Origin of the sequence: Rhizobium sp. NZLR10 (assembly GCF_019685125.1) — a bacterium.
GTDB lineage: Bacteria > Pseudomonadota > Alphaproteobacteria > Rhizobiales > Rhizobiaceae > Rhizobium.
The window spans coordinates 293,662-314,316 of the sequence record NZ_JABDWE010000004.1; the positions used below are offsets into that span (position 1 = coordinate 293,662).

18 protein-coding genes and 2 pseudogenes are annotated in these 20,655 nt (G+C 62.9%); 10 read left to right on the forward strand and 10 right to left on the reverse strand.

Annotated features, from left to right (window positions below; genetic code table 11):
• Positions 1–63 precede the first annotated feature (63 nt).
• Positions 64–429: an MmcQ/YjbR family DNA-binding protein gene (locus HJB82_RS09025; protein WP_221117011.1), complete on the forward strand. Its 366-nt coding sequence runs from the start codon at positions 64–66 to the stop codon at positions 427–429.
• Here the strand turns inward: HJB82_RS09025 and HJB82_RS09030 are convergent.
• Positions 414–1,034 (reverse strand): glutathione S-transferase family protein, encoded by a 621-nt coding sequence (locus HJB82_RS09030; RefSeq protein WP_221117012.1) that lies wholly within the window; start codon positions 1,032–1,034, stop codon positions 414–416. The genes HJB82_RS09025 and HJB82_RS09030 overlap by 16 nt on opposite strands.
• Before the next feature lie 219 nt (positions 1,035–1,253).
• On the reverse strand, positions 1,254–1,610 hold the full coding sequence (locus HJB82_RS09035; protein ID WP_221117013.1) for a DUF4406 domain-containing protein: 357 nt from the start codon (positions 1,608–1,610) through the stop codon (positions 1,254–1,256).
• A 140-nt stretch (positions 1,611–1,750) separates the two neighbouring features.
• Between HJB82_RS09035 and HJB82_RS09040 the strand changes: the two genes are divergently transcribed.
• Positions 1,751–2,506 (forward strand): DeoR/GlpR family DNA-binding transcription regulator, encoded by a 756-nt coding sequence (locus HJB82_RS09040; protein WP_221117014.1) that lies wholly within the window; start codon positions 1,751–1,753, stop codon positions 2,504–2,506.
• Here HJB82_RS09040 and HJB82_RS09045 read toward each other — a convergent pair.
• Both HJB82_RS09045 and HJB82_RS09050 read right to left on the reverse strand, forming a co-directional pair.
• A complete protein-coding gene (locus tag HJB82_RS09045; protein WP_207583419.1) occupies positions 2,481–3,215 on the reverse strand; it encodes a hypothetical protein in 735 nt (244 codons plus the stop codon). The genes HJB82_RS09040 and HJB82_RS09045 overlap by 26 nt on opposite strands.
• 126 nt (positions 3,216–3,341) lie before the next feature.
• Positions 3,342–4,349, reverse strand: coding sequence for an asparaginase (locus HJB82_RS09050; RefSeq protein ID WP_221117016.1), 1,008 nt, complete (start codon positions 4,347–4,349; stop codon positions 3,342–3,344).
• Positions 4,350–4,684: 335 nt separating this feature from the next.
• Between HJB82_RS09050 and HJB82_RS09055 the strand changes: the two are divergent.
• A pseudogene (locus HJB82_RS09055) lies at positions 4,685–5,904 on the forward strand (MFS transporter).
• A 28-nt stretch (positions 5,905–5,932) separates the two neighbouring features.
• Here HJB82_RS09055 and HJB82_RS09060 read toward each other — a convergent pair.
• Entirely contained in the window at positions 5,933–6,556 is a 624-nt protein-coding gene (locus HJB82_RS09060; RefSeq protein WP_221139845.1) for a metalloregulator ArsR/SmtB family transcription factor, read from the reverse strand.
• A 100-nt stretch (positions 6,557–6,656) separates the two neighbouring features.
• Between HJB82_RS09060 and HJB82_RS09065 the strand changes: the two genes are divergently transcribed.
• Positions 6,657–8,117 carry an MFS transporter gene (locus HJB82_RS09065; protein WP_221139846.1) on the forward strand — a complete coding sequence of 487 codons (1,461 nt, stop codon included), beginning with the start codon at positions 6,657–6,659 and terminating at the stop codon, positions 8,115–8,117.
• On the opposite strand, the gene HJB82_RS09070 is transcribed toward HJB82_RS09065, so the two are convergent.
• The 4 genes from HJB82_RS09070 to HJB82_RS09085 all read right to left on the reverse strand — a co-directional run bounded on the left by HJB82_RS09070 (position 8,098) and on the right by HJB82_RS09085 (position 12,211).
• The gene (locus tag HJB82_RS09070; protein ID WP_207583413.1) at positions 8,098–9,096 is read right to left on the reverse strand and encodes an NAD(P)H-quinone oxidoreductase; all 999 of its coding nucleotides are present in this window, start codon (positions 9,094–9,096) and stop codon (positions 8,098–8,100) included. The two genes, HJB82_RS09065 and HJB82_RS09070, sit on opposite strands and share 20 nt — an antisense overlap.
• Before the next feature lie 179 nt (positions 9,097–9,275).
• Entirely contained in the window at positions 9,276–11,099 is a 1,824-nt protein-coding gene (locus tag HJB82_RS09075; RefSeq protein WP_221139847.1) for a GGDEF domain-containing protein, read from the reverse strand.
• A gap of 158 nt (positions 11,100–11,257) precedes the next feature.
• Positions 11,258–11,500 (reverse strand): type II toxin-antitoxin system ParD family antitoxin, encoded by a 243-nt coding sequence (locus tag HJB82_RS09080; protein WP_221139848.1) that lies wholly within the window; start codon positions 11,498–11,500, stop codon positions 11,258–11,260.
• Between the two features lie 162 nt (positions 11,501–11,662).
• Positions 11,663–12,211, reverse strand: coding sequence for an HdeD family acid-resistance protein (locus tag HJB82_RS09085; RefSeq protein WP_207583410.1), 549 nt, complete (start codon positions 12,209–12,211; stop codon positions 11,663–11,665).
• A 138-nt stretch (positions 12,212–12,349) separates the two neighbouring features.
• Between HJB82_RS09085 and betI the strand changes: the two are divergent.
• The 4 genes and pseudogenes from betI to HJB82_RS09105 form a co-directional block, all read left to right on the forward strand.
• Positions 12,350–12,943: pseudogene (gene betI / locus HJB82_RS09090) on the forward strand (transcriptional regulator BetI); the annotation flags it as partial.
• Positions 12,944–13,100: 157 nt separating this feature from the next.
• Complete coding sequence (gene betB / locus HJB82_RS09095) at positions 13,101–14,564, forward strand: betaine-aldehyde dehydrogenase (protein WP_207583408.1); 1,464 nt, start codon at positions 13,101–13,103, stop codon at positions 14,562–14,564.
• A gap of 173 nt (positions 14,565–14,737) precedes the next feature.
• Positions 14,738–16,387, forward strand: coding sequence for a choline dehydrogenase (gene betA / locus HJB82_RS09100; RefSeq protein WP_221132164.1), 1,650 nt, complete (start codon positions 14,738–14,740; stop codon positions 16,385–16,387).
• 122 nt (positions 16,388–16,509) lie between these two features.
• On the forward strand, positions 16,510–17,853 hold the full coding sequence (locus tag HJB82_RS09105) for a chloride channel protein (RefSeq protein ID WP_207583406.1): 1,344 nt from the start codon (positions 16,510–16,512) through the stop codon (positions 17,851–17,853).
• A gap of 109 nt (positions 17,854–17,962) precedes the next feature.
• Here the strand turns inward: HJB82_RS09105 and HJB82_RS09110 are convergent, their stop codons facing one another.
• The gene (locus tag HJB82_RS09110) at positions 17,963–18,409 is read right to left on the reverse strand and encodes an Rrf2 family transcriptional regulator (RefSeq protein ID WP_007626992.1); all 447 of its coding nucleotides are present in this window, start codon (positions 18,407–18,409) and stop codon (positions 17,963–17,965) included.
• 419 nt (positions 18,410–18,828) lie between these two features.
• On the opposite strand from HJB82_RS09110, the gene HJB82_RS09115 reads away from it, so the two are divergent.
• Together HJB82_RS09115 and cysD are read left to right on the forward strand one after the other, a co-directional pair.
• Positions 18,829–19,587: a phosphoadenylyl-sulfate reductase gene (locus tag HJB82_RS09115; RefSeq protein WP_207583405.1), complete on the forward strand. Its 759-nt coding sequence runs from the start codon at positions 18,829–18,831 to the stop codon at positions 19,585–19,587.
• A 113-nt stretch (positions 19,588–19,700) separates the two neighbouring features.
• On the forward strand, positions 19,701–20,654 hold the full coding sequence (cysD, locus tag HJB82_RS09120; RefSeq protein WP_207583404.1) for a sulfate adenylyltransferase subunit CysD: 954 nt from the start codon (positions 19,701–19,703) through the stop codon (positions 20,652–20,654).
• The last annotated feature ends 1 nt before the right edge of the window (position 20,655 follow it).

The following is a 20,655-nucleotide window of genomic DNA, read 5'->3' on the forward strand; positions in this document are numbered from 1 at the left end:
TCCGCTTTCTGTCCGAAGCGGGCGTGGTTTCAGGTTTCGGATCAATGAGGGGAAGGTGAGACAATGGCCGGCGACGTCGATGCAATATTTGAGCGCCTCAAGCAGCTGGCTGCGGAAGCAGGCTTGCTCGATGTCGAGGAAAGCACCTCCTATGGCAACCCGGCGCTGAAGGTCGCCGGAAGGAGCTTCGTCGCGGTGAAGGACGCCGAGACGATCGTGATCTCGATAGGTCTGGACGACAAGGATCATCTGCTCGAAATGGCGCCCGACATCTATTTCCAGACCGCGCATTATATCGGCTGGCCCCATCTGCCAGTGCGCGCCGCCGTGATCGGCGACGAGGAATTACGGTTGCGGCTCATCGGCGCCTGGCTGTTCCGGGCGCCGAGGAAACTTGCTGCCCGTTCCGGATATCAGCCTCGATCGTAGGCCAGCGCCCGCTGGACGGCGGGGCGCTGCAGCATGCGCGCGTGGTGATCACTGACCTTTTCGAAGCGGGCGGGATCGACACCGTCGGACGGCAGCCAGCCTGTCATCACGAAGAGATAGGGATCGGCGAGCGAATAGGCCTCGCCCATCGCCCAGGGGCCTTTGAACATCGTCTCTTCGATCAGGGTGAAACAATCCGCCATATTCTCAGGCACTTTCGCCTTCATCGCCTCGATCGCCGCCTGATCGCCGGCCCAGCGCGAGCCGCGCGGGCGATGGGCATGGTTCACATGCACGGTCGAACAGAGATAGCTGTTGAAGGCCTGCAGCCTTGCCAATTCGAAGGCATCGCCGAGCGGCGCCAGCTTGGCGTCCGGCGCGCTTTCAGCGATAAAGCTGAGGATTGCCGGGGTTTCCGTCAGCACGCCGCGCTCGGTGACAAGGGCGGGCACACGGCCCTTTGGGTTGATCTTCAGATAGTCCGGCGAGCGCTGCTCGCCATTGGCGAAGCTGAGCTTTCTCGTTTCGAAGGCGAGGCCTGATTCTTCCAGGACAATAAGGCTTGCGAGCGCGCAGGTTCCTGCCGCGTAGTACAATGTCAGCATCGTGATCCACTCCCTTTCGGCACGTGATATAGCGCAGGGATGGGTGCGCCGGAACTGGGGAGATTGGGTTTTGTCTCTGCGTCGGCGCGGGCGAGGAGCAATGATCGGCATGCCGTGCCGTCTCCCTCAACCGCCCCGAAGGGTCGGTCGAGGGAGTGAGCAAAGCCGCAAATGCGCTGAGCTTAAGCGAAGAGCAACGCTGAGGCGCCGCGCAAGTCTTCAGCCGCAGCCCGGCACGTCTTCCAGCCGATGCCAGACCGGGATGCCGCGCTCCCTGGCGATGCGCACGTCGTTATCCGCCCCCTTGGAATCGCCCGGCAGGCGCAGCACGCCTTCGCAGAGCTGCAGCAGCCGGCCGGCGACTGGGTGGAAAATCTCCTCGTAAAGCGCGTCCCCGACCGACTTACCGCCGGCGGCGTGCCAGATCGGCAGGGCCAACCATTCGCCGATCATCGGCACGTGGCCGGCGACAAACAGTGCGTGCGAGGGTTGCTCCAGCCGCTTCAAGTTGGCGGCCATTTTTTCCGGGTCGTCGCCGGTTCCGGACCGATATGGGCCGGCAATCAAAATCAACATCATCCACTCCATCGCTCCGCTTCTGCGTGAGCACTCCCGGCTTCATGCACGGGATTTCGTGAAAATGCATGATATTTCTTGAATGTCGAGTCTGTTCGTGCAATATCGGGCTAATATGTTTAATTTCGTGCAGAGACCCCATGCTGACGTCACAACGCAAAACCCTCATCCTCGACATATTGCGCCGTGATGGCCAGGTGATCGCCAAGCGCGTCGCCGAGGATTTTTCCCTTTCGGAAGACACGATCCGCCGCGATCTCCGGGAAATGGCGGCGGAGGGGCTGTTGAAACGGGTGCATGGCGGCGCGATGCCGCTTTCGCCCGACCTGCCGGATTTCACCGCGCGGGCCAGCGTCTCGTCAGAGATCAAGGCACGGCTCGGTGCTGCTGCGGCGGCGATGGTCAGGCCGGGACAGATGATCTTCCTCGACGGCGGCACGACGACGGCTGAGATCGCCCGGCACTTGCCGCGCGACATGCCGCTGACGGTTGCGACCCACAGCCCGACGATCGCCGCCGAACTCGAGCACCACCCGACCGCCGAGGTGATCCTCACCGGCGGCCGGCTCTACAAACATTCGATGGTGGCAACGGGCGCGGCAGCGGCAGCGGCGATCTCGCAGTTGCGCCCCGACCTGTTCTTCCTCGGCGTCACTGCCGCGCATCCGGTGCATGGGCTTTCCACCGGCGATTTCGAGGAGGCGGCAATCAAGCGGCATATCGCCGGCTGCGCGGCCGAAACGCATGTGCTGCTGACGGAGGAGAAATTCGATCTCGTCTCGCCCTGCCCTGTGCTTGGAATTTCCGAGGTGGCGGGATTGATCGTGCCGGCGGAGATGACGGCCGAGCGGCTGAAGCCCTATCGCGACCTCAACGGCGCGATCGCCGCAGCGTGATGGCGCGGCGGGCCGGCGGCGCGGCAGCATGCAGCAAGAGGCTTGCGGCAAGAGCCGCGACGAAGGCCGCCAGCACGGCATAAGCGGGCGCCATGCTGCCGGTTCCAAGAGTGAGCGCTGTCTGCAGATGTGGCTGCACCAGCGCGATGGCGACGGAAAGTGCCGGCATGTCGAGCAGGGTTCCGGCGGCTCGCGACAGTTCCGACATGAAGGCTACCCCAGCAAGCGCGCCGTAGACGGCCGTCAGGCCGAGTGTGAAGCGCAACGGCACCGAGGCTGCGAGCGGCATGTCGCCATCCTCGAGGGTAAGCATGAGATAGGCGACGAAAGCGGCCAGAAACAGGAAGGCGACAGGCAGCGCCGCCACCGTGGCGGGTCGCGTCAGAGCCGTTGCGTCCGCTGCCAGGAAGAGGAGGACCGGCGTGGATGCGACGAACCAGACCGCGACAATCGGCCCCCAGAACCAGATGAGCGAGAGATAGTGAAGCCGGAGCAGCGTCGCCATGAAGAGCACGCCGATCGCGGTCCAGATGCAGGCGGGTTTGAGCACGCTCGATATTGTCAGGATGGCCGGTTCGCAGGCGCCGGCCATATTCCCACAGCCGGACAATTGCATAACGAGCCAGGTGATATAGTCGCGGCTTAGCGCGGTGAACATGAAGATGCCGATACCCATCAGCATCCACCAGAGATAGCGGCCTGCAAACATGCCCTGCCCTCATGGCTTGGACTGTGCTCACGTCGCCCCGAAGGGGTGAATCCGCGATCGTAGGACGCACCCTCTTTATATTAGGTAATTCTTATTTTTCTAATAACTTATACATGCGCCTCGCACTCATCCGGCCAAGGCGGAAGTGACCCTGACATCGCCGACATGAATGCCGTTCCAATTGCGCATCGACGTTGCGGCATGGGCCATCAGGGCGGCATGCACCTTCTCTTCGGCCTCGAAGAAGCGGGCGAGTGTCGCCGCCACCATGGCTTCGGCTGCGCGGGTGGTACCATCCTCGCATTTCAGCGCAATGGCGATGCCCTTTTCCGGGATGGCGGCGCAGAAAACGCCCTCGGCGCCGGTTTTGACGAAGATGCGACCGGGGGCGATCTGCATCAACGTGGTGCAGGCGCGGCCGGAGCCCGCGACATAGAAGGGCTCGGCCATGCAGGCCTCGACCAGGCGGCGAGATGCCTTGGCGCGTAAGGGCTCCAGACCGACGCCGGTCGCCATTTTGGCAAAGCCGTGGGCTAGGCTCCTGAGCGGCACGGCATAGGTCGGGATCGAGCAGCCGTCGGTGCCGCAGCTCTCGGCGCCAAGCACGGCGCCGGTCAGGCTTTCCATCGCCGCGCGGATCTCGACTTGCAGCGGATGCTGGTAGCCGACATAGCCTCTCGGATCGACGTCCTGGTGGCAGCAGGCGCAGATGAAGCCGGCATGTTTTCCCGAGCAATTGTTGTGCAGCGCGGTCGGCGCATCGAGCGTGCGGGCCTGATGGATGAGGGTTTTCTGGTGGAACGACCAATGGGCGCCGCATTCCAGCACGTCGGCATTTCGGCCGGCGCGCGACAGCATCGACGCGGCAAGCGCTACATGCTCGTCCTCGCCATTGTGCGAAGCGCAGGCCAGCGCCAATTCCTTGTCACCGAAACCGTAAGCATCGGCTGCTCCGCTTTCGACCAGCGGCAGCGCCTGCATCGCCTTGCAGGCCGAACGCGGGAAGACGGCGGCGTCGATATCGCCCAGCGAGAAGACAAGCTTGCCGTCGCCATCGACGACAGCCACCGCGCCGCGATGGCGACTTTCGACAAGCAGGCCGCGGGTAACTTCGACGGTGACGGGATTGGTCATGGGCTCTCATCCGGGTTCTGACGGGTTGCGGCAGGCATAACGCGTCAGGGGGCGAAAGCCAACGGTGTTGACGTTTTGTCCCGGTGTAGCGACGGCCACTTAGCGGCTACCGCTCCGCGCGTGGCGAGTTTGGCGGAAACGCGCAGCCAATCTCCGTCATCCCAAGCCCTGAGCCTGGGATCCAGGCCTCGCTCAATCCGGCAAGTACCGATGTTCCGTCGCACAGCCATCACAGCATCCAAACGATCATCACAAGAATTGACCGAAGTGATCGAAAACTATCATTTCTCTGATGTAGCCGATGCGGCTAAAGGTGGTGCATCAGGAACCGCCCCATGCCATCCACTTTTTCCTTGATCCTGCGCGATAACCGGATCCGCATTCCGGCCGTGACGCTCGTCGCGCTGGCCTTCACCTATGCCTCGACCGCGCCCTATCAGTCGATCATCGGGATCAACGAACTGGGCCTGAGCAACGGCGTCTATTCGGCGCTGATCTTCTTCTCGGCGATCGTCAACGTTACCACAAGCCTGACGCTCGGCATCTGGTCGGACAGGCTGAAAGAGCGGCGGCCGCTGGTGCTGGGACTTTCCGTCGCCGGCATGCTCGGCTTCGGATCGATCGCGATCTTTCACAGCCCGGCGGTCTTCATCGTCTCGACGCTGTTGCTGGTGCCGATGAGCAACTCCACCTATTCGCTGCTGTTTGCCAGCCTGCGCGCCAGGACCAACCAGATGGATCGCGGCCAGGCGGCGGGGATCACCGCAACGGTGCGGGCGCTGTTTTCCGGCTCATGGGCGCTGGCGCCGGGGATGATCGGCCTCTATCTGGTCAATTCGCCGTCGATGACGCCGGCCTATGGGATCGCGGCCTTCGCAAGCTTCACCTGTTTCTGCCTGTATTTCTTCTTCGCGCCCGGAAACGGCACGGCCGGTCCGTCCCCCGATCAGCCCGGGTTCTTTGCATCGCTGAAGCGGATCTTCATGCCCTATGTACTTTCGCGCGTCATCGTCATGGCGTCATGGCGCTGCTCTTCGGGCTGCAGCGGTTAAACAGTATGCTTCTGCCGCTGATCATCACCCATGCGGCTGATGGAAGCGTGGTCGATGTCGGCTTCATCGCCGGGCTGACGGCCTTTCTCGAAATGCCGTTCATGATGATGTGGGGCATGGCGCAACGGCGGTTCCGCACCGTGCATGTGCTCGCCTTCGGAGCGCTGATCTATTGCTGCTATCTGCTGCTGCTCGGATTTGCCTCGGCGCCCTGGCACATCTATGCGCTGCTCCTCCTCAACGCCTGCGGGGCGGCGGTGATCCTCAGCGTGCCGATCACCTATCTGCAGGACCTGATCGCGGACCGACCGGGTCTCGGAACCTCGCTGATCTCGCTCAACACCTTCATCGGCACCGGCATCGCCGCCGGGCTCTTCGCCTTCGGCACTGCGATCACCGATTATTCCGGAACCGCCTTCGTCGGCGCCGCTGCAGGTCTCGCGTCGATCGGAGTCTTGCTTTATCTCGAAAGCAGCAAGCGTCAGGCGCAGCAGCCGGCCTGAAGCGCGAGCTGCTTGCGAGCGGTATCGGTCAACGACGCGTGATGCGGTAGGCGCAGCGGCGGGCGCCGAGCAGGATGTGTTCGCTGCGCTCGACGTCGGCGCCGAGGGCGGCGCGGAAGGTTTCGAGTTCCGAGCGGCAGAAGCCGGCGCAGGCGGTGGCCGCCGCGCAGATCGGGCAGTGGTTTTCGACCAGCATGAACGAGCCGTCCGCCTCGCCCCAACTGTCGGCCATATAGCCCTCGCGGGTGCGGATAGCGGCCAGGCCTGCGATACGCGCGGCAAGGTCGCCGACACTTTCCAGTTCCTGCCGATAGCGCTGCAACGTCTCCGCCTCGCGGGCGGAGATGACGGTGTCGAGGGCTGCGGGGCCAAGCTGTTCGACCAGCGTGCCGAGCAGGCCGGCGGCCAATTCGGCATGGCCGTCGGGGAATTGACGGTTGCCCGCAGCGGTCAAGTGCCAGAGCTGACGCGGCCGGCCCCTGCCCGTGGCGCCGACGGTGACCGGTTCGACCAGCCCCTGCTCTGCCAGCTTGGCGAGCTGCTGACGGGCGGCCTCGCCCGAAATGCCGAGCGCATCGCCGATCGCGGCGCCAAGCTGCGGGCCCTCGGTTTTTATCAGGATCAGGATGCGGTTGGCGGGGGACTGACGCATACTTTTCCAAGTGACATCTTGTTTTAATCCGGATTGCATATAATTTCCAATTTATAACTTGGAAAATAATCCTTCGCCAGCAAAAACTCGGGATCGTCCCATGTCCGATATCGAACAGACTACAGCCGCCCCCAATGCCAGCTCCCTCCTCCGCCTTTTCCTGCCCGAGCACCTGCCGGCAACATTGATGCTTGCCGGCGGCGTGGCGCTTTATGCGGTGGAGAGCTACATCATGGCGACGATCGCGCCTTCGATCGTGCGCGACATCGGCGGGCTGGCGCTGTTTTCCTGGGTCACCAGCCTGTTCGTCGCCGCAGCTGTGCTCGGCTCGATCTTCGTCGCCATGCGGCCGCGGGGGATCGGGCTTCGCGCCATCTATGTGATCGCCGCGCTGGTCTTCGGCGTCGGCAGCCTGATTGCTTCAGCCGCACCGTCGATGCCGGTGGTGTTGCTCGGACGCGCGGTGCAGGGTCTCGGCACCGGGGCGCTGGCAGCGCTTGGCTATGCCTTCATCCGATTCGTCTATCCCGAGCCGCTATGGACGAAGGCGTCGACGCTTTATGCGGCGATCTGGGGTGTGGCGACCGTCATCGGACCGACGCTCGGCGGCTTCTTCGCCGCCGGCAGCAGCTGGCGCTATGCCTTCATCGTGCTGGTGCCGCTCGGCCTAGTGATGGCGGTGCTGGCGCCGCGGCTGTTGCCCGAGGTCGAAGACGACCGTGAGCAGGCCAAGACGCCGGTTGCCCAGATCGGGCTGCTGCTTGGCGCCGTGCTGATGGTCAGCACCGCCGGAACGATCGAAACGACGGCTGCGAAAATCGCTTTGATCGCGGCCTCGATCGCCGCGGTCGCCGGCATGCTTTTCATCGAGGGGAGAAGCCCGAACCGGCTGCTGCCCTCCGGCGCCGTCAGCCTTTCCAGGCCGATTGCACGCGTTTACCTGACAATGCTCGCCATGACGGTCGTGCTCGTCAGCGACGTCTTCATTCCCTATTTCCTCCAGGTCCTGCACGGGGTGACGCCGCTTGTCTCGGGTTATCTCGTCGCCCTCGTCGCCCTCGGCTGGACGTTTGCGGCCTTCCTCAGCGGCTCGCTGACCGGCCGGAAGGCGTATTTGGCCATCGTTGCCGGTGCGCTTATCGAGGCGGCGGCGACGGCCTGCCTCGCGCTCTTCCTCGCCAGCGACAATCCGAATGCGCATGTGCTCATCATCGTGCCGGCAGCGATCGGCATGTTCATGATGGGCGTCGGCGTCGGTCTTGGCTGGGCGCATCTCGTCGCCATGGTCCTGACGCTGGTTGCCGACAACGAACAGGACAAGGCGTCCTCGGCGATCCCGACGATGAGTTCGCTCGGCGGCGCTTTCGGAGCCGCTTTTGCCGGCGTCATCGCCAATGGCGCCGGCCTCGTCGATCCCGGCGGTGTATCAGGGGCGCTGTCGGCGGCCTACTGGCTCTATCTGCTGATGGCGCTGCCCGGCGTTCTGGCTCTCGGCGTCTCACTGACATTGATGCACGTCGCCCGCAACGCGGATAAAACGCTCAGCCGAGGCGCAGCATGATCTTGCCGACGTGGCTGCCCTCTTCCATCAGCCGATGGGCTTCGACGACCTCTTCAAAGGCAAAGACCTTGTGGATGACGGGGGCGACGGTGCCGGCTTCCAAAAGCGGCCAGACCTCGGAGAGCAGGTCGTCGCGGATGGCACGTTTTTCTTCCGCGGTGCGCGGGCGCATCGTGGAGCCGGTGACCGTCAACCGCTTGACCATGATCGGCTGGAGATTGACCTTTTCGGCAACGGCGCCGCCGAGGAAGGCGATGATCGACAGGCAGCCGTCTTTTCCAAGCGATGCGAGATTGCGCTCGAAATAGGAGGCGCCAATCATGTCAAGGATGATGTCGACGCCGTGGCCGGTCTCGGCCTTGATCACCTCGGCGAAATCCTCGCGTCTGTAGTTGATCGCCCGTTTGGCGCCGAGCTTTTCGCAGGCATCGCATTTCTCACCTGAACCGGCCGTGGCATAGACCTCGGCGCCGAAGGCACGGGCGAGCTGGATCGCCGTCGTGCCGATGCCGCTGGAACCGCCATGGATCAACACGGTCTCGCCTTCCGTCAGCCCGGCCATCTGGAAAAGATTGGCCCAAACGGTGAAGAAGGTTTCGGGAAGGGCGGCAGCCTTGACCGCATCATAACCCTTGGGAAAGGGCAGGATCTGGCCGGCCGGCAGCAGGCAATATTCGGCATAGGCGCCGCCATTGGCGAGACCGCAGACCTTGTCACCGACGCGATAGCCGCTGACGCCTGCGCCAATCGCGACGATTTCGCCAGAAAGCTCCAGGCCGAGGATCGGGCTCGCACCCCTGGGCGCGGGATAGCTGCCCTGGCGCTGGGCGACATCGGGGCGGTTGACGCCGATCGCCTCGGCGCGGACGAGAACCTCGCCCTCACCCGGCACCGGCAACGGGCGCTTGCCAATCGTCATCACCTCCGGTCCGCCGAAGGACGGCAGATCGACGAAACGCATTTCCTGAGGCAGTGACATAGCGCGACCCTCCCTGAAGCATTTTTCAGGCATTCCGGACGCAAAACCGCTGCACACTTTTGCTTGAAATGCTCTGCGCCAAGGAAATAAGTCAGCCCTGCAGGCTTGGGAAGGCCGGAAATGGCAAGGGCGTCAATTCGCCTCGCCCGCTGCATAAGCTCTGCAGCGTCCTTGCGCGTCTAAATAGACGCACGGCGCTGGAGGAGATGGAAGATGAGACCTTCCTCGCTCTCTTTGGCGGCCGATTTGATGACGGCGATCTCGGCGCTGACGCGGTTGATATCGTCGATGACGAGGCCTTCCGGCAGTTCGATGACGCCGATCGAGCAGCGCATCAGCGGAAACAAGGCTTCGGCGCCGGCGCGGTCGTGACCGAGGATGCGGCCGGCGGCGCGGTGCTCGTCGGAATAAAGGTCAAGCACATCGTCGTGGAAATCGCTGATCAGCCGGTCGAGGATTTCCGTCAGCTCCTCCTTGGTCCAGCCAACGACGCCGATGAAGAAATCGTCACCGCCGACGTGGCCGAGGAAATGGCGCTCGGCGAAAAAATAGCGGCGCATCAGCGCGGCAAACAACGAGATCGCGTGATCGCCGAGATGGAAGCCGTAGGCATCGTTGAACGGTTTGAAATTGTCGAAATCGCAGTAGCAGAAGTGGCGGACCTCATCGCCGTCTCGGCCGGACTGGCGCATGAAATCGCGGATGGCACGATTGCCCGGCAGGCCGGTCAGCGGGTTCTGGTCCTGGGCGGTCTTCAGCTGTTTCTCGTTGATGACCTTGATCAGCGAGGCGGCGGAGACGACGCCGGCATAGCGCATGTTATCGGTCAGGATCAGGCAGTTGCTGCCTTCCATATTGGCGAAGATCGCCATCAGCTGCTCGGCGTCGCTGTCGAGGCCGACGATCGGCGCCATTTCGACGAAATGCGAGATGCTGCGCTCGTACATCTTGTTCTTCAGGAGATCGCGGCCGAAGGGCTGGTAGATATATTCCTTGAGGTGTTGCTCGTGGATGATGCCGCGCGGCTCGTTATTGGCGTTGAGCACGGGAAAGAAGGCCTGGCGCGGGTTGCGGCGGAAGAGTTCGAAGACGCTGTCGATGCTGTCGTTCTCGTAAACCGTCGGCAAGAGTTCGATCTGCTTGCGGATGAGGATTTCGTCGAGCGACTGGCTGTTACGTTTGCTTTTTCCGAGTTCCTGCAGATGCGGGAAAGACGGCGCCAGCTCGGATATGTGCGTCGTCGGACGGGAGATGAACCAGCCCTGGACGAGGTCGACGCCATATTCGCGGCAAGTGATGAATTCGGCCTCGGTCTCGATGCCTTCGGCGATGACGCGGGTGCCGAGCACATGGGCGATGTTGACGATGCTCTTCAGCAGGTGGCGCTTGCGGGGGCTGCGATCGATCTCGGCGACGAAATGGCGGTCGATCTTCAGGTAATCGACGGAATGATCGCAAAGCAGCTTCATCTCGCCGTGACCGACGCCGAAATCGTCGATCGCCAGCTTGAAACCGGCCTTGCGCAGCTTCGACACCAAGGCGGAAAATTCCGGCACGCTGGTGTTGTCGAAGCGTTCGGAGAACTCGAAGCAGATGGAGGATGGCGGAACATTCGCCTTTCGCAGGTGCTGTAGCAGGCTCTCGACCAGGCGTTCGCCATCAGGGATCAGCCGGACATCGAGATTGAGAAACAGCGTCGAGGTGGAAAAATTCGACAGCGTCGCGAATTTGGCGAGCGCGCGGCTGGCGAGCATCTGCTCCAGCTGCAGCAGTTGGCCTGCCTGATGAGCCTCATCGAGAATGTCGACCGGCGTGTCGTAGCCGATGCGCTCCTGGCCGCGCATAAGGGATTTATAGCCGAACACCGTGCCGGTGCCGGCCTCGACGATCGGCTGAAAAGCGTTCTCGACCACGAGCTTGGCAAACGTGACGATCTGGTCGCTAGCATAGCGGCGCAGGACGCCGGGCTCGACGTTGGCAGCCAGGGAAGTCCCGCTCTTCATTTGGCTGATCTCCACTGTGACTTGTTCTTCTTGGTCAGGAAGATGCCCCGGAAGGATCAATGAACCCTTTCGCCAATATGAAAGTTTTGTGAAAGACGCAGGACGCGGCCACGCGTTCCGCGTTTACTTTGAATTCAAAAATACAATCAGGCGCTTCGTCAGGCGGAGCGGCGGCGCTCGGCCTCGTGATCGGCGAACATATCGGCGACACATCTGCCGCCGGATGGAGCGCCCTCGTCGTCGAGAACATTGTCGCGGAATTCGTTGAGCTTGCGGGCGGTATCCCAGAGGCGGAGCGCCTCGCGGACGACCTCGCTGCTCGAGGCATAGCCGCCATTGTCGACGGCGGCGCGGATGCCCGCTGCCTGTTGCGGAGAGATGGAAACGGTGACCATCGGCATGAACTTCCTCCCTTTTTTATTCAGGCAGAACCCTGCCTTTGGGGGACGCATGACCATTTGCGGCGATCGCACACAGGGCCACCCGCTTTTGGCGAGCGGTCCATACCCCTTAAGTCTAATCCCCTGTCATGCCCTTGTCAAAATAGGCGTATCAAAAAGGCTTTAACTACGGATGCCGAGGCCGAAGGCGATCATCGTCGAGCCCTGGATGATGAGATCGGCGGCCAGGAACAGGCCGAGGATCCAGAGGCTGTTCACCGGCCAGCCCAGGGCGATGACAAAGCCGGCCAGCGCCGTTATGACGCCGCTTGCAACGATCCAGCGCCAGCCCTTCAGCGGTCGCATCCGCATTCCAACCCAGAGACGGAAGATGCCGGCCACCAGCAGGGCAATGGACAGAAACAGGGTCAAGGCCGCCGAGGTAAAGATAGGATTGATGAAGGCGCAGATGCCGGCAAGCACATAAAGGACGCCGCTTAGGGCCCAGAAGAGCACTTGATCCCAACGGCGCAACTGAAAAGCGTGGACGAGGTAGATGACGCCGCCTGCCAGCATCAGCATGCCGACATAAAAGACCGAGGCGACGGTCGCCATCAACAGGTTGCTGAGAGCGATGAGGCCGCAGATAAGAAGCAGTACGCCGAGGCCGAGAAACCATGCCCATTTCGAGCGCAGCGAGGATGCGGGCATTTCGTTGAAGACGCTGGTCATAGAACACCTCCTGATCAACTCCTAATATGTTGCCCCAGTTCTTCCCTAAAAGATGTGCGCGAAATCAATTCAGCAAATATTTTTGTTGATTGATCAGTCAATCAAAAATATCCTTACCGACAATAGGGGAGTTGGCGGTTGCCTAAAGTTGGAATGGAACCGGTGCGCCGGAAAGCGCTTGTCGATGCGGCGTTGCGGGTGATCGGCGATCACGGCTCGCTTGCCGTCACCATGTCCGACATCGCCCGCCAGGCCGGCGTCTCCCCTGCCCTGGCGCATCATTATTTCGGCAGCAAGGAACAATTGCTGATCGAGACGATCCGCTCGCTTCTCAGACAATTGCGCAGCGATACGGTGTCGGCGCTCCGTGCAGCCCGGACGCCGCGCGCCAGGCTTTCGGCGGTCATCCGGGTCAGCTTCCACGCCGACCAGTTTGCGCCGGACACGATCGCCGCCTGGCTTGCCTTTTACGCCGAGGCGCAGCGCTCCGAGGAGACGCGGCGTTTCCTGGTGATCTATGCCCGACGGCTGCGCTCCAACCTGCTCGTCGATCTCAAGGCGCTGCTGCCCGCCGACGCCGCAGAACGCATCGCCGAGGGCGCTGCGGCGATGATCGACGGGCTCTATATCAGGCAAAGTCTGAAATCGGCGCCGATCGGCATCGAAGCCTCGATCGCGCTGACCGAGGATTATCTGAATGCGCTTCTGGCCGTCGTTTCCCCTTCTCCCCAGCGGGGAGAAGATGTCCGAGGGACAGATGAGGGGGTGAGCGACGCAGGAGCGAACGGCCGAAAGGCCGAGACTGCCGCCCCCTCATCCGGCCCTGCGGGCCACCTTCTCCCCCAGGGGAGAAGGAAAAGCCACATCGCACCACCCAAGGACAAATGACATGAAAGCCCAGCCGAAAGCCTCGCACTTCATCGACGGCGAATATGTCGAGGATACCGACGGCACCGTCATCGAGAGCCTCTATCCGGCCACCGGCGAGGTGATCGCCCGGCTGCACGCGGCAACGCCTGCGATCGTCGAGAAGGCGATTGCGGCCGCCAAGCGCGCCCAGCCGGAATGGGCGGCGATGAGCCCGATGGCGCGCGGGCGCATCCTCAAACGGGCGGCCGACATCATGCGCGAGAGAAACCGGGCGCTGTCCGAACTCGAAACGCTCGATACCGGCAAGCCCATCCAGGAGACGATCGTCGCCGACCCGACCTCAGGCGCCGATGCCTTCGAATTCTTCGGCGGCGTTGCGCCGGCCGGCCTCAACGGTTCGCATATCCCGCTCGGCCAGGATTTTGCCTATACCAAGCGCGTGGCGCTCGGCGTATGCGTCGGCATCGGCGCCTGGAACTATCCGCAGCAGATCGCCTGCTGGAAAGCGGCGCCGGCGCTGATCTGCGGCAATGCCATGGTGTTCAAACCCTCGGAAAACACCCCGCTCGGCGCCTTGAAGATCGCCGAAATCCTGCATGAGGCGGGGCTGCCGAAGGGGCTCTTCAACGTCATCCAGGGCGACCGCGACACCGGGCCGCTGCTCGTCAACCACCCCGATGTCGCGAAGGTGTCGCTGACCGGCTCGGTGCCGACCGGGCGCCGGGTGGCGGCGGCGGCGGCCGGCAATCTCAAGCACGTGACGATGGAGCTCGGCGGCAAGTCGCCGCTGATCGTTTTCAACGACGCCGATCTCGATTCGGCGGTGGGCGGGGCGATGCTCGGCAATTTTTATTCCACCGGCCAGGTCTGCTCGAACGGCACCCGCGTCTTCGTGCAGAAGGCGATCAAGGCCGAATTCCTGAAGCGGCTGAAGGCGCGCACCGAGGCAATGCTGATCGGCGATCCGATGGACGAGGCGACGCAGGTCGGGCCGATGGTCTCCTGGGCGCAACGCGAGAAGGTGATTTCCTACATCGAGAAGGGCAAGGCCGAGGGTGCGAGCCTGATTGCCGGCGGCGGCATTCCGAACAACGTCTCCGGCGAAGGCTATTACGTGCAGCCGACCGTGTTTGCCGATGTCACCGACGAGATGAGCATTGCCCGCGAGGAGATCTTCGGGCCCGTCATGTCGGTGCTCGATTTCGACGACGAGGACGAGGTGATCGCACGCGCCAATGCCAGCGAATTCGGGCTCTCCGGCGGCGTCTTCACTGCCGACCTCACCCGCGCCCATCGCGTCGTCGACCGGCTCGAGGCGGGCACGCTCTGGATCAACACCTACAATCTCTGCCCGGTGGAAATCCCCTTCGGCGGCTCGAAACAATCCGGCTTCGGCCGGGAGAATTCGCTGGCCGCGCTGGAGCATTATTCCGAGCTGAAGACGGTTTATGTCGGCATGGGGCCGGTGGCGGCGCCTTATTGATCGCAGCGCAGGCAGCCCCCTCATCCGCCCGCCGGGCACCTTCTCCCCAAGGGTAGAAGGGGGAACCGAGAGGCCGCGGCACGTCTCTTCTCCCCTTTGGGGAGAAGGTGGCGGCAGCCGGATGAGGGGGCGACGCGACGCGACGGCTGAAGCAAAACGCGAGAGAAAAAACCATGCAAGCAGATTTCGTCATCATCGGCTCCGGCTCCGCCGGCTCGGCGCTCGCCTATCGCCTCTCTGAAGACGGCAAGAATAGCGTCCTCGTCATTGAGGCCGGTGGCAGCGATTTCGGGCCGTTCATCCAGATGCCGGCAGCGCTTGCCTGGCCGATGAGCATGAAGCGCTACAATTGGGGCTATCTTTCCGAACCGGAGCCCAATCTCAACAACCGGCGCATCACCGCGCCGCGCGGCAAGGTGATCGGCGGCTCCTCCTCGATCAACGGCATGGTCTATGTGCGCGGCCATGCTGAGGATTTCAACCGCTGGGAGGAACTCGGCGCCGGCGGTTGGGCCTATGCCGATGTTCTCCCCTATTTCAAGCGGATGGAGCATTCGCATGGCGGCGAGGAAGGCTGGCGCGGCACAAACGGGCCGCTGCACGTCCAGCGCGGCGGCTTCACCAATCCGCTGTTCCACGCCTTTATCGAGTCCGGCACACAGGCGGGCTTCGAGACGACTGAGGATTATAACGGCAGCAAGCAGGAAGGCTTCGGATTGATGGAGCAGACCATCTTTTCCGGCCGCCGATGGTCAGCCGCCAACGCTTATCTGAAACCGGCGCTGAAGCGGAAAAATGTCGGGATCATCTACGGCCTGGCGCGCCGGATCGTCATCGAGGACGGCCGGGCGACCGGCGTCGAGATCGAGCGCAACGGCAAAATAGAGGTCGTCAAGGCAAGCCGCGAGGTGATCGTCTCGGCCTCTTCGTTCAATTCGCCGAAGCTGCTAATGCTGTCGGGCATCGGTCCGGGCGGCCATCTCCAAGAAATGGGCATCGAGGTGAAGGCCGACCGGCCGGGCGTCGGCGCCAACCTGCAGGACCATATGGAATTCTACTTCCAGCAGGTGAGCACCAAGCCGGTGTCGCTCTATTCCTGGCTGCCCTGGTTCTGGCAAGGCGTGGCCGGCGCGCAATGGCTGCTTTCCAAGGGCGGGCTCGGCGCCTCGAACCAGTTCGAAGCCTGTGCCTTCCTGCGCTCCGCGCCCGGGCTGAAGCAACCCGACATCCAGTACCATTTCCTGCCGGTGGCGATCAGCTATGACGGCAAGGCGGCGGCCAAAAGCCACGGCTTCCAGGTGCATGTCGGCTACAATCTGTCGAAATCGCGCGGCAGCGTGACGCTGCGCTCCGCCGATCCCAAAGCCGACCCGGTGCTGCGCTTCAACTATATGAGCCATGCCGAGGACTGGGAGAAATTCCGCCACTGCGTGCGCCTCACCCGCGAGCTCTTCGGGCAAGCAGCCTTCGACCACTATCGCGGGGCGGAGATCCAGCCCGGAGAAGGCGTGCAGAGCGACGAAGAGATCGACGCCTTTCTGCGCGAGCATCTGGAAAGCGCCTATCACCCCTGCGGCACCTGCAAGATGGGCGCCAAGGACGATCCGATGGCAGTGGTCGATCCGCAGACCCGGGTGATCGGCGTCGAGGCCTTGCGCGTCGCCGACAGCTCGATCTTCCCGCACGTCACCTACGGCAACCTCAACGGACCGTCGATCATGACTGGCGAAAAGGCCGCCGACCATATCCTCGGCAAACAGCCGCTGGCGCGCTCGAACCAGGAACCGTGGGTCAATCCAAGGGCGGCGGTGAGCGATCGGTGATGGTTGGAGAGAGCTATCGTTGCCTGTCGGCGAAGTTCGTCGGCGGCGAATTTCGAAGAAAGAGATGGTTCTTTCCCTGCAAACCGGTTTAGGAAGAGGCTCTGTTCAACATCCGCTCCGGCATGCCCGTGTTGTATCGCAAGTCCAGACTTCTTCGTCGATCCCGTGTTCTATGGGGTTCCCTCGCGCTCTGGCGCCCGCGGCTGATCTTCTGGTTCGGCGCCTTTGCGATCGGCGTCATCAGCGTCGGCTTTGCCAGGCTGGCGGATCTCGCCCAGCGCGCTTTTGCCGGCGTGACCACCTCCGGCGAATGGAGCTTTTTGCTGCCGCTCGTCATTACGCCGCTCGGCTTCATGCTGTCGGCCACTCTTGCCGCAACGTTTTTCCCGAATGCGCAGGGCAGCGGCATTCCGCAGGCGATTGCCGCCCGGCACCTGCGCGATCCGGAAGACCGCACCCGCCTGCTGTCGCTGCGGCTGGTCTTCGGCAAGATCGTGCTGACGGTGCTCGGGCTGCTCAGCGGCGCATCGATCGGCCGCGAAGGGCCGACCGTGCAGGTCGGCGCATCGATCATGCTGGCGGTTGCCCGCTTCGGCGGCATGGCGCAGGCCCGCGGACTGATCCTTGCCGGTTCGGCGGCCGGCATCGCCGCCGCCTTCAACACGCCGCTCGCCGGCATCGTCTTTGCGATCGAAGAGATGAGCCGGACCTATGAATCGCGCGCCAACGGCCTGGTTCTGACCGCCGTCATCCTGTCCGGCCTTGCCGCCCTCGGGCTTGCCGGCAGCTACAATTATTTCGGCTCTACCGCGGTGGCGCCGGCATCGCTGCGCGACTGGGAACTGGTGTTCGTCTGCGGCATCGGCGGCGGCGCGCTCGGTGCGGCCTTCAGCGGGCTTGCGCTCCATATCGGCCAGCATGTCCGCCGCTTCACGCATTCGCAGCCGCTGCGGCGGATGGTCATGCTGGCAACGGCCTGCGGCCTCGCCGTCGCCGTCATCGGTATCCTGTCTGATGGTACGACCTTCGGAACCGGCTACGACCAGGCGAAGGGCGCGGTCGAAGGCAATCCCCTGCCCCTGCTGTTCTTCCTCGAAAAGCTTGCTGCCGGCTTCCTGTCGATGATTTCGGGAATTCCGGGCGGCATCTTCGCGCCCTCACTCGCCATCGGCGCCGGTTTCGGCAGCACGGTCGGCCAGTTGATGGGCAGCGGCATCGCGCTTGCGGCGATCCTCGGCATGGCCGGATATTTCTCCGGCGTGGTGCAGGCGCCGATGACGGCCTTCGTCATCATTCTGGAAATGACTGGCGATCACCAGGCCGTCATCCCGATCATGGCGGTATCGATGATCGGCTACGTCACCTCGCGCCTGCTGTCGCGAGAGCCGCTCTATCACGGCCTGTCGCGCGTCTTCATTGCCGCAGCGATCAGGGCCCGGCGCGCCAGGGAACTGGCGGAAAGCTGAGATCGGTCCACGAGAGGCGTGACTTCGACCCACGGCATCCGCGATGGTCGCAACACCCTGCCGTTGTGAATGACGCGCAACAGCACTGGGCAAACCGGCCGATCGTCGCTCAGGCGAGCAGCCGGGTGACTTCCGCGGTGCGGGCCGGCTGGGCGGCATCGGCGATGGTCGTCGAAAACAGCACCTTGCGGGTGGCGTCAGCCACCTTGGCGAAGACGTGGCGGATCTGGCAGTTCTGCTCGCCGTCGCAATCGTCGCACTTTCGATAGGCGGTGATCGACAGGCACGGAAGCGGCGCGAGCGGGCCGTCGACGATGCGCAGGATCTCGCCGAAGGTGATGGTGTGGGCGGGTTTCAAGAGGAGATAACCGCCCTGCTTGCCGCGGCGGCTGACGACGATGCCGTGATGTTTCAGGTCGAGCAGGATCTGTTCGAGAAACTTTTTCGGGATCTTCTGCTGCGCGGCGATATCGGAAATCATCACCGGTTCGTCAGCATCGGCATCCGCCAGAACCGTCAGCGCCCGCAGCGCATATTTCGCCTTTTGCGTAATCATCTCAGACCATCGACACACACAGGCGGCACGAATCTTCGCACCGCTACGGAAGTACTTTCGCCTCTATGGCATAGCCAGCATGAACGGAATTTGAACGCACCGGAGAAAGCCTTGAGGATCAAGCGTTTTCGGCCTTGTTTTCACCCTCGGCCGAGCCGGCGCAATTTACGCCTAAACCGCGTCTTCCGCATCTTTTTCGGCATCACTTCAGATTTCGGATTGACAGGCCGCGTGTAAGTCTACAAATCTTATAGACATTCAGGCTGCCAGCGCGGATTTCGTCCGCGGGCGGCTGCTTTTCTGCATCGCGGCAGCTTCGGAGAGATATTTGCTCCTCCGGCCGCAGCTTTCGAAATCCCTTTTTCTGTCCGACCCAAGCCTGAGCTGCGATACTCCCGTCAACAAAGGACAGGATTCCCATGACTGTTAACAATACGATTGCGGAAGAAGGGCCGATTGCTAGAGCCGAGGCGCTGAACGACGCACTGGCGGGTCTTGACCTCGCTGGACGTCTGTCGCTGGTCTCCGGCCTTGGCGGCCGCGTGGTGTTCACCACCTCGCTCGGCATCGAGGACCAGGTGATCGCCGCCGAGATCGGCACGCACCGCCTGCCGATCGATGTTGCGACGCTGCAGACCGGCCGGCTGTTTGCCGAGACGCTGTCGCTGATCGAAGAGACGGAAAGCCAGTACGACATTCAGATCCGCCGCTTCGAGCCTGAACAGGCCGACATCGACGCCTATGCGGCGCAATACGGCCTCAACGGTTTCTACGAGAGTGTCGAAGCCCGGCATGCCTGCTGTGGCATGCGCAAGCTGAAGCCGCTGGCGCGTGCGCTGGAAGGCGCTGCGATCTGGATCACCGGCCTGCGCCGTGGCCAATCGGCCAATCGCGCCGAAACGCCGTTTGCCGAATACGACGCCGAACGCCACCTCTTGAAAGTCAATCCGCTCGCCGATTGGGACCTGGAGGCAATCAAGGCCTTCGTGGCCGACAACGGCGTGCCGGTCAATCCGCTGCATCAGCGTGGCTATCCCTCGATCGGCTGCGAGCCCTGCACGCGGGCAATCAAGCCCGGCGAGCCGGAACGCGCCGGCCGCTGGTGGTGGGAGCAGGACGAGACGCGCGAATGCGGCCTGCATGTCGCCGAAGAGGCCGCGGTGATCGCCGCACAATAATCAAATTCACGGCTTACCGAACCCGGGCGCGGCCACCGCCGCAGCCTTGGGAAAGCCAGCATCAGGAACTGCTTTGCGGCAAACCGCAAAGGATCGACAGTCTGGAGTAAAACATGCCCGATAGCCGTCCGGATACGGAACTCAGCAATCCCCAGAGCGCCAAGGCGCCACTCGACCCGCATCTCAAGGCGCTGGAAAACGAATCCATCCACATCTTCCGCGAGGTCGCCGCCGAATTCGAGCGTCCGGTCATGCTCTATTCGATCGGCAAGGATTCCTCGGTGCTGCTGCACTTGGCGCGCAAGGCCTTCTATCCCGGCCGCGTGCCCTTCCCGCTGTTGCATGTGAACACCGGCTGGAAATTCCGGGAGATGATCGCCTTCCGCGACGCGACCGCCAAGAAGTACGAACTCGATCTGATCGAACACATCAATCCGCGCGGCGCGGCCGAAAACATCACGCCGTTTACCCACGGTTCGGCGGCCTTCACCGACATCATGAAGACCGAAGGCCTGCGCCAGGCGCTCGATGCCGGCCAGTTCGATGCCGCTTTCGGCGGCGCGCGGCGCGACGAGGAAGCCAGCCGCGCCAAGGAGCGGATCTATTCCTTCCGCACCCCGGACCATCGCTGGGATCCGCGCAACCAGCGGCCGGAACTGTGGAACGTCTATAACGGCATGATCCGCAAGGGCGAGAGCGTGCGCGCCTTCCCGCTGTCGAACTGGACGGAGGTCGACATCTGGCGCTACATCCAGGCCGAAGACATTCCGCTGGTGCCGCTCTATTACGCCAAGAAGCGGCCGTTCGTGGAGCGCGACGGCATGATGATCCTGGCCGAGGATCCGCGCTTGGAATTGCTGCCCGGCGAAGTCCGCCAGGAAGGCATGATCCGCTTCCGCACCCTCGGCGACTTCCCGCTGACCGGCGCCATCCGCTCACAGGCGACCACCCTCGAAGAGGTGATTGCCGAACTCGAAATCGCAACGGTGTCCGAACGCCAGGGCCGCGCCATCGACCGCGACCAGTCCGGCTCCATGGAAAAGAAGAAGCGTGAAGGATATTTCTGAG

What these genes read in the sequence shown, in the direction of transcription:
- HJB82_RS09025 (WP_221117011.1), top strand. Translation starts at nt 64, where the DNA reads ATGGCCGGCGACGTCGATGCAATATTTGAGCGCCTCAAGCAGCTGGCT.
- HJB82_RS09030 (WP_221117012.1), bottom strand. Translation starts at nt 1,034, where the DNA reads ATGCTGACATTGTACTACGCGGCAGGAACCTGCGCGCTCGCAAGCCTT.
- HJB82_RS09035 (WP_221117013.1), bottom strand. Translation starts at nt 1,610, where the DNA reads ATGTTGATTTTGATTGCCGGCCCATATCGGTCCGGAACCGGCGACGAC.
- HJB82_RS09040 (WP_221117014.1), top strand. Translation starts at nt 1,751, where the DNA reads ATGCTGACGTCACAACGCAAAACCCTCATCCTCGACATATTGCGCCGT.
- HJB82_RS09045 (WP_207583419.1), bottom strand. Translation starts at nt 3,215, where the DNA reads ATGTTTGCAGGCCGCTATCTCTGGTGGATGCTGATGGGTATCGGCATC.
- HJB82_RS09050 (WP_221117016.1), bottom strand. Translation starts at nt 4,349, where the DNA reads ATGACCAATCCCGTCACCGTCGAAGTTACCCGCGGCCTGCTTGTCGAA.
- HJB82_RS09060 (WP_221139845.1), bottom strand. Translation starts at nt 6,556, where the DNA reads ATGCGTCAGTCCCCCGCCAACCGCATCCTGATCCTGATAAAAACCGAG.
- HJB82_RS09065 (WP_221139846.1), top strand. Translation starts at nt 6,657, where the DNA reads ATGTCCGATATCGAACAGACTACAGCCGCCCCCAATGCCAGCTCCCTC.
- HJB82_RS09070 (WP_207583413.1), bottom strand. Translation starts at nt 9,096, where the DNA reads ATGTCACTGCCTCAGGAAATGCGTTTCGTCGATCTGCCGTCCTTCGGC.
- HJB82_RS09075 (WP_221139847.1), bottom strand. Translation starts at nt 11,099, where the DNA reads ATGAAGAGCGGGACTTCCCTGGCTGCCAACGTCGAGCCCGGCGTCCTG.
- HJB82_RS09080 (WP_221139848.1), bottom strand. Translation starts at nt 11,500, where the DNA reads ATGCCGATGGTCACCGTTTCCATCTCTCCGCAACAGGCAGCGGGCATC.
- HJB82_RS09085 (WP_207583410.1), bottom strand. Translation starts at nt 12,211, where the DNA reads ATGACCAGCGTCTTCAACGAAATGCCCGCATCCTCGCTGCGCTCGAAA.
- betB (WP_207583408.1), top strand. Translation starts at nt 13,101, where the DNA reads ATGAAAGCCCAGCCGAAAGCCTCGCACTTCATCGACGGCGAATATGTC.
- betA (WP_221132164.1), top strand. Translation starts at nt 14,738, where the DNA reads ATGCAAGCAGATTTCGTCATCATCGGCTCCGGCTCCGCCGGCTCGGCG.
- HJB82_RS09105 (WP_207583406.1), top strand. Translation starts at nt 16,510, where the DNA reads ATGCCCGTGTTGTATCGCAAGTCCAGACTTCTTCGTCGATCCCGTGTT.
- HJB82_RS09110 (WP_007626992.1), bottom strand. Translation starts at nt 18,409, where the DNA reads ATGATTACGCAAAAGGCGAAATATGCGCTGCGGGCGCTGACGGTTCTG.
- HJB82_RS09115 (WP_207583405.1), top strand. Translation starts at nt 18,829, where the DNA reads ATGACTGTTAACAATACGATTGCGGAAGAAGGGCCGATTGCTAGAGCC.
- cysD (WP_207583404.1), top strand. Translation starts at nt 19,701, where the DNA reads ATGCCCGATAGCCGTCCGGATACGGAACTCAGCAATCCCCAGAGCGCC.